The 7,056-nt window shown below is 70.3% G+C and carries 8 protein-coding genes; 4 read left to right on the top strand and 4 right to left on the bottom strand.

Translation table 11 applies throughout. The features are described 5' to 3' along the window. On the bottom strand, positions 1 to 1,014 hold a 1,014-nt coding region (gene mptB, locus AC2VNT_RS04520; RefSeq protein WP_486945714.1), incomplete at its 3' end, for a polyprenol phosphomannose-dependent alpha 1,6 mannosyltransferase MptB. 17 nt (positions 1,015 to 1,031) lie between these two features. Then, positions 1,032 to 2,087 (bottom strand): bifunctional (2E,6E)-farnesyl/geranyl diphosphate synthase, encoded by a 1,056-nt coding sequence (gene idsA2, locus AC2VNT_RS04515; protein WP_486945713.1) that lies wholly within the window; start codon positions 2,085 to 2,087, stop codon positions 1,032 to 1,034. 243 nt (positions 2,088 to 2,330) lie between these two features. Here idsA2 and AC2VNT_RS04510 point away from each other — a divergent pair, with 243 nt between their 5' ends. Continuing rightward, positions 2,331 to 3,230 (top strand): mycobacterial-type methylenetetrahydrofolate reductase, encoded by a 900-nt coding sequence (locus AC2VNT_RS04510; protein WP_486945710.1) that lies wholly within the window; start codon positions 2,331 to 2,333, stop codon positions 3,228 to 3,230. On the opposite strand, the gene AC2VNT_RS04505 is transcribed toward AC2VNT_RS04510, so the two are convergent. Together AC2VNT_RS04505 and AC2VNT_RS04500 are read right to left on the bottom strand one after the other, a co-directional pair. After that, positions 3,221 to 3,841, bottom strand: a complete 621-nt coding sequence (locus AC2VNT_RS04505) for an LppM family (lipo)protein (RefSeq protein ID WP_486945712.1) — start codon at positions 3,839 to 3,841, stop codon at positions 3,221 to 3,223. The two genes, AC2VNT_RS04510 and AC2VNT_RS04505, sit on opposite strands and share 10 nt — an antisense overlap. 178 nt (positions 3,842 to 4,019) lie before the next feature. After that, positions 4,020 to 4,613: a GNAT family N-acetyltransferase gene (locus AC2VNT_RS04500; protein WP_486945711.1), complete on the bottom strand. Its 594-nt coding sequence runs from the start codon at positions 4,611 to 4,613 to the stop codon at positions 4,020 to 4,022. A 213-nt stretch (positions 4,614 to 4,826) separates the two neighbouring features. Here AC2VNT_RS04500 and AC2VNT_RS04495 point away from each other — a divergent pair, with 213 nt between their 5' ends. From AC2VNT_RS04495 to rsmH, 3 genes are all read left to right on the top strand, one after another. Further along, positions 4,827 to 5,228 (top strand): DUF3040 domain-containing protein, encoded by a 402-nt coding sequence (locus AC2VNT_RS04495; RefSeq protein WP_486945709.1) that lies wholly within the window; start codon positions 4,827 to 4,829, stop codon positions 5,226 to 5,228. A gap of 329 nt (positions 5,229 to 5,557) precedes the next feature. Further along, on the top strand, positions 5,558 to 5,989 hold the full coding sequence (mraZ, locus tag AC2VNT_RS04490; protein ID WP_486945708.1) for a division/cell wall cluster transcriptional repressor MraZ: 432 nt from the start codon (positions 5,558 to 5,560) through the stop codon (positions 5,987 to 5,989). Continuing rightward, on the top strand, positions 5,964 to 7,056 hold a 1,093-nt coding region (gene rsmH, locus AC2VNT_RS04485), incomplete at its 3' end, for a 16S rRNA (cytosine(1402)-N(4))-methyltransferase RsmH (RefSeq protein ID WP_486945707.1). The genes mraZ and rsmH, both read left to right, overlap by 26 nt.

Genomic DNA, 7,056 nt, shown 5'->3' with positions numbered 1-7,056 from the left:
GTCACCGGCCAACCCGGACAGCACCGCGAACACGGCGACCAGGATCGCCGCCGCGGCCGCCACCGCGGCCAGGAACGCCCACGCCGATCGGTACCCGCGTTGGTCGCGCAGGTGGCGCATCCAGACCCACACCAGGAACGGCAGCGCGATCCCGGCGGTGGCCTTCACCGCGGCGGCGACCGCCACCAGCGTCACCCCGGTGACGTGATGCCGGTCCAGGATCAACGCGATGCCGGCGACCATCAGGCCGACCATCAGCATCTCGTTGTGCACCCCGCCCATCAGGTGGATGATCACCAGCGGGTTCAGCGCGCAGACGAACAACGCGGCCGGGGCGCCGCCGCCGACATGGCGGGCCACCCGTGGCGTGGCCCAGATCAGCAGCAGCAGCCCGGGCAGCATGCACAGTCGCAGCAGCATGGTGCCGACCACCACGTTGTCGCCGACCAGCAGGGTGACGAACTTCGCGATCAGGATGAACGCCGGCCCGTACGGGGCGGTGGTCGCCGCCCAGATCGGCGAGACGTCGTCGAGCAGCGGGTTGGGGTTGTCCACCGGTCCGACCAGGTACGGGTCGAACCCGTCGCGCAGCAGCGCACCCTGGGCCAGGTAGGAGTAGGTGTCCCGGCTGAACACCGGCACCGACAGCAGCAGCGGGGCGAGCCAGAAGCCGGTGCTGACCACCATCGTGTACTCGTCGGCGGTGCCGTCGACGATCCGTCGGCCCAGACCCAGCCAGGCCAGGATGATCACCGCGACGCCGGCCCACAGCAGGGTCGTGCACAACACCAGGCCGTGGCCGAACCGCAGCCAGGACAGGTGCAGCGATTCCAGCAGCGGGTCGTGAGCCCGGGTGCTGCCGGCGCCGAGCCCGCCGGTGGTGACCAGCGCCGCGCCCAGACAGCCCAGCCAGGCCTGTCGGGCGTCCGGCCCGGTGGCGAACCGGTGCAGTCTCGACAGCTGCCGGGCGAGCGCGGCGGCCGGGGTGTGCGTCGGTGCGGTCGGAGTCGACATCGGCGGTCCCGGGGCGCTCACGCGGTCCGGTTTGCGGCCAGGCGGGCTAGTTCGCAGAGCCCGGCCCGGGCGGCCGCGTCGATCCGGGCGGCGTCCAGCGTGGCGAGGGCGCGGCGGGTGAGCGTCTCGATGCGACGCTCGACCGCGGCCAGGGCGCCCACCGACCGGATGATGTCGCACAGCTCGCGCACCCGCGGTTCGGTCAGCGCGGTGCCGAGCGACGCGCGCAACCGGTCGGCCGCCGCCGGATCGGCCTTCTCGGCGAGCTCCACCGCCTCGGCCACCAGCACGGTGCGTTTGCCCGAGCGCAGGTCGTCACCGGACGGCTTGCCGGTCACCGCCGGGTCGCCGTAGACGCCCAGCACGTCGTCGCGCAGCTGAAACGCCACCCCGAGGTCGGTGCCGAGCCGCTGAAAGACGGCCTGGATGTCGGGTCGGTCGGCGGCCGCGGCGGCGCCCAGTTGCAGCGGGCGGGTCACCGTGTAGGAGGCGGTCTTGTAGGTGTTGACGGTCATCGCCGACGCGATCGACTCGGCGCCGGCCGCCTCGGCGACGATGTCGAGGTACTGGCCGCCGAGCACCTCCGTGCGGATGTCGGCCCAGACCCGCAGCACCCGGCGCCGAGCGTCCGGGTGCAGGTCCGTCTCGGCGACGATGTCGTCGGCCCAGACCAGCGCCAGGTCGCCCAGCAGGATCGCGGCCGATATGCCGAACTGCTCGGGCGCGCCGCGCCAGCCGCGGGCCCGGTGCAGTTCGGCGAAGGCGCGGTGGGCGGTCGGGCTGCCGCGCCGGGTGGCCGATGCGTCGATCACGTCGTCGTGCAGCAGCGCGCAGGCGTGCAGCAACTCCAGGGCGGAGAACAGCAGTAGCGTCTGGGATTCGGACTGCGTCTCCGGGCCCGCCACGGCCCGCCAACCCCAGTAGGCGAACGCCGGGCGCAACCGCTTGCCGCCGCGCAGCACGAAGTCCTCCAGGACGCCGACCAGGCCTTCGTATTCGCTGCCCAGGTAGGCGGTCTCGCGGCGACGATGGCCAAGATATTCGCGCAACCGGTTGGTGACGGCGTCGGCCAGTTCGGCGGCTGACGGTGCGGGTGCCGCCGTTGCTCTGCTGCTCAGCGCGAAGCCCCTTTCTGCTCGCCCCCGTGTGCAGGCTGCCCGCGTGCACCCAGCGTAGAGTGTGCCACTACCCGCCCCCGCCGCCTGCGGCTGTTTCGATACGCTGACCGTCTCGTGCCGTGCGCCGCCCGGACGAAGCCGGCCCGATCACCGTCGACCGCCACGGCGGCACCGTGACCATCCGACGAGGAGCAGTTCGTGACCCTGAACACCGTCGCGCTCGAGCTTGTCCCACCCAACGCGGACCGGGGACAGCACCAGGCGATCGAGGAAGCGCGGAAGGTGGTGCGGCTGGCCGGCGACACCGGCCTCGACGGTCGGATCGGGCACGTGCTGATGCCGGGGATCATCGCCGAGGAGGAGGACCGGCCGGTCGAGATGAAGCCGAAGCTCGACGTGCTTGATTTCTGGTCGACGATCACGCCGGAGCTGCCCGGGGTGGGCGGGCTGTGTACCCAGGTCACCGCCTTCCTGGACGAACCGGCGCTGCGCGGCCGACTCACCGAGCTGGTCTCGGCCGGGATCGACGGGATCGTCTTCGTCGGGGTGCCGCGCACCATGCACGACGGCGAGGGCTCCGGCGTCGCGCCGACCGACGCGCTGGCGATCTTCGGGAACCTGGTACCGGATCGCGGCGCGATTCTCATCCCCACCCGGGACGGCGAGACCGACCGCTTCCGGTTCAAATGCGATCGGGGTGCGACGTTCGGGCTGACCCAGCTGCTCTACTCCGACGCGATCGTCGGTTTCCTCACCGAGTTCGCCCAGTGCACCGACCACCGGCCGGAGATCCTGTTGTCGTTCGGCTTCGTACCGGGGGCCGAGGAGTCCGTCGGGTTGATCAACTGGCTCATCCAGGATCCCGGCAACCCGGTGGTCGCCGCCGAACAGGCGTTCGTCAAGCAGTTGGCCGACAGCGAGCCCGACCGGCGCCGCGCGCTGACGCTGGATCTGTACAAGCGGGTGATCGACGGCGTCGCCGATCTCGGTTTCCCGCTCAGCATCCACCTGGAGGCGACCTACGGTGTCTCCGCGGCGGCCTTCCGGACGTTCGCCGAGATGCTCAGCTACTGGTCGCCGCACGCGGCTCAGAGCTGATCGTCGTCCGAGCTGCTGAACCTCGGTGAGCTGTCCCGGCCGTACCAGGCGATCAGCGCCACCAGGCCGGCGACCGCGACCGACGCGACGCCCAACCACAGCGCGGTCCGGTAGAACGCGTGGGTGCTCGGGTCGGTGTACCGGGCCTGCGCGGTCATCGTGCTCACCACGGCCGGTTTGAGCTTCCAGTGCACCGAATCCCCGCCGACCCGCTCGCCGTTGGTGGAGATCACCTCGCCGGGGAAGTTGACGGTCAGCTCCACCTCGGCCTCCGGGTCGGAGAGCAGGGTGAGATCCACCCGGCCGTCCAGGATGACCAGGTTCCCGGCTCGGCGCAGCGTCAGACTCACCCCGGCGGCGTCCGGATTCAAGTCCGCCAACTGCGGCAGCTCGGCGAAGGTCAGATCGGAGAAGACCGCCCGGGAGCCGACGTAGCCCTCCCGGTTGTACGACGCCACCGTCACCTTCTCGCTGAACGGCAGGTTCCGGCTCAGCATCGGTCCGGTGTCCTCGTCGGTGCGCTGCTTGGCCGCGGCGAGGATCTCACCGGAGACCTGGTCGTTGGGTGAGATGGTGATCGTCGCCCGGATCCGGACGCAGCCGACCGTCATGGGCGCGGTCAGCAGCAGCAGCACGGTCAGGGCGACCAGGCGACGGCGTGCGCCGCGCCGCGGCCTGGAGGGGGACCCGGGAGAGGAGACGCGCCGGAGATGCACCAGGTCATCGTGCCAGACCCGGCGCCCGGAGCGGGCCGTCGGCCCGGCGGACGGGGGCGTCGCCGCCTGGGCTTCACAGCGGCAGGGAGCGGCCGAGCACGGCGAACGCGCGCGGATCGCCGGCGAAGTGGTGGCCACGGATGACATCGATGAAGCCGAGCCGCCGGTACAGCCGCCAGGCGCGGTTGTCTTCACCGTTGATCTCCGGCGTGGAAAGCAGCACGTTGGCTTCGGCGCGTCCGGCGAGCAACCGTCGGGCCAGCGCCTCGCCCAGCCCGTGCCCCTGCGCCTGCGGGGTGATGTGCAGTTCGGTCAGTTCGAAATAGTCGCAAATCAGCCGGGCGATGTCGGCGTCGGCCAACCCGTAGCGCCGCAGACCGAGCACCACCTGTTGTTGCCACCACTGGTCCGGTGCCCCGCAGTAGCCGTAGGCGACACCGAGCAGCGGCGCCTCGCTCGGCGGCGCGGCCGGCGGGCCGTCGGGCCCGGCGGTCTGCACGGCGGCCACCGCCTGCCAGCCGCGGCGACGGGTGTGTTCGAGCCATAACGCGGCCCGGTGGCTCGCGGTTCCGGGCGGGTAGCTCATCGCGTTGACGTACACCCCCAGTGCGTCGCCGAGTCGCCGCGCCATCTCGTGCGGCGACAGGTCGATGAGGCAGACCGCCAACGTCGATGTCCTCCCGTACTCGACCGGACCGTGCACCTGTCATTATCCGGTGTCGCCGATTCAGGTCGCCGGATAACACCGCGTGGCTACAATCGGGTGACGCACCCGGTGGTACGGGGCAGACCGACCTCGTATTATCGGTGTTAGTCGCCCGGGAGCCTGGGCGGCCGCCCGTGTATCTGAACGGGTGACGGCGTCGGCAAGGAGGGACGGATGCCACTCTCCGATCATGAACAGCGAATGCTCGATGAGATCGAGAGTGCCCTCTATGCCGAGGATCCCAAGTTCGCCTCGAATGTCCGCAGCGGTGCGCTGCGCACGCCGACCACTCGGCGGCGTCTGAAAGGCACGCTGTTGTTCGTGCTCGGCCTGGCGATGCTGGTCTCCGGCATCCCGTTTTACGCCAACGTCAACCCGGGTTTCCTGATTCTCAGCGTCATCGGGTTCGTGGTCATGTTCGGTGGCGTGCTCTTCGCCGTCACCGGCCGATCGGCGGGCGGTCGGGGCCAGTCCGGCCAGGCGGGGGCCACCGGAGGCCGCCAGCGCCGCCGGGGCGCCGAGGGTTCGTTCGCCAGCCGGATGGAGGACCGATTCCGGCGCCGGTTCGACCAGTAACCGCAACCGCGACACCACGGGGCAGCCGATCGGCTGCCCCGTTCTCGTCTCTACGCCGGTAAGGGTCCGGGCCGACAGCACCGGTCCGCAGTGTGTCGCACCGGCGATCGGGCCCGATCAACCGGCTCCACCTGGGAAAACATCTCGACGTCGGCCGCTGCCCCGGTGGGGCACCGTAGGTGCTCGTGGCGAGAAGTGGGTGAGATACCCAGATGTGACATCACAAATGGTGGAATGTGGGGGATAGTGGGGTATCGTGGCTGAAGTTGTTGGAGGGGTTTTCGGAGGCGGGCTGGCCCGGGCTTCGCAATCCGGCGGGAGGTGCCGTGATGTTTCTCGGCACCTACACGCCCAAACTCGACGACAAGGGGCGACTGACGTTGCCCGCGAAGTTCCGGGACGAACTGGCAGGAGGGCTGACGGTGACCAAGAGTCAGGACCACAGCCTGGCCGTCTATCCGCGGGCGACATTCGAGGAGATGGCCCGGCGGGCCAGCCGGGCGTCGCGCAGCAATCCCGAGGCGCGTGCGTTCCTGCGCAACCTGGCCGCCGCCGCCGACGAACAGCACCCCGACGCCCAGGGGCGGATCACCCTGTCGGCCGACCACCGTCGCTACGCCGACTTGACCAAGGACTGCGTGGTGATCGGCTCCGTCGACTATCTGGAGATCTGGGACGCCGAGGCTTGGCGGAACTACCAAGAAACCCACGAAGAGAATTTCTCCGCGGCCAGCGATGAAGCGCTCAGCGACATCATCTGAGGCGCACGCCCGTGCCTCGTGGCCTCTGCCCGATGCGACCCTGGCGTACTTCCCCAACGCCAGGTTCGCGACATCGGACAGAGACCTCGGGGCAGGGGTGACCGTCCCGGCCGGGCGATCGCAAGCGCGGCGAAGCCGGGCGCAGCGGGTCGACCGCAGATCGCCCAGCCGCTGCCGCGCCCGATCGGGAGGTGTTGCGGTGGCTGACGGCCCGAAGGATTTCGGCCACGTGCCGGTGCTGCTGGCGCGCTGCGTCGAACTGCTGACCCCGGCACTGACCCGGAACCACGCCGACGGCTCGGGCGCGGTCCTGGTCGACGCGACCGTCGGCGCGGGCGGCCACGCCGAACGCTTCCTCACCGAGCTGCCAGGGCTGCGGCTGATCGGGCTGGATCGCGACCCCGAGGCGATCGGAATTGCCGGCGGGCGGCTTGCCCGGTTCGGCGACCGGGTCACATTGGTGCAGGCCAGATACGACACCATTGCCGATGTTCTGGTCGCGTCCGGCTGCGGTGCAACCGGATCGGTGGACGCGATCCTGTTCGACCTGGGCATCTCGTCGATGCAGATAGACCGGGCCGCGCGGGGCTTCTCCTATGCCACCGATGCGCCGCTGGACATGCGGATGGACCCGGGCTTGATGCTGACCGCAGCCGACATCGTCAACACCTACGATCAGGCCGCCCTCATCGACATTCTGCGCCGCTACGGTGAGGAACGGTTCGCCGGCCGCATCGCGGCGCAGATCGTCCGCCGGCGGTCCGACGCTCCGTTCAACTCGACCGCAGAGCTCACCGAGCTGCTCTACCAGGCGATTCCGGCCGCGGCGCGGCGCACCGGGGGGCACCCGGCGAAGCGGACGTTCCAGGCGCTGCGGATCGCGGTGAACGGTGAGCTCGATTCGTTGCGCGCCGCAATCCCCGATGCGTTGAACGCGCTGGGGACCGGCGGACGGCTGGTGGTGATGGCTTACCAGTCGCTGGAGGACCGGATCGTCAAGCAGTTGTTCACCGCCGCCACGACGTCGCGCACACCGATCGACCTTCCGGTCGAGCTGGCCGGTGACA

The sequence above is a fragment of the Mycobacterium sp. TH-M15 genome (assembly GCF_057473705.1).
Note: the sequence above shows the minus strand (reverse complement) of the source record. Positions and strands in the feature narration are given on the sequence as shown.

What these genes read in the sequence shown, in the direction of transcription:
- AC2VNT_RS04505 (WP_486945712.1), bottom strand. Translation starts at nt 3,841, where the DNA reads ATGACGGTCGGCTGCGTCCGGATCCGGGCGACGATCACCATCTCACCC.
- AC2VNT_RS04495 (WP_486945709.1), top strand. Translation starts at nt 4,827, where the DNA reads ATGCCACTCTCCGATCATGAACAGCGAATGCTCGATGAGATCGAGAGT.
- mraZ (WP_486945708.1), top strand. Translation starts at nt 5,558, where the DNA reads ATGTTTCTCGGCACCTACACGCCCAAACTCGACGACAAGGGGCGACTG.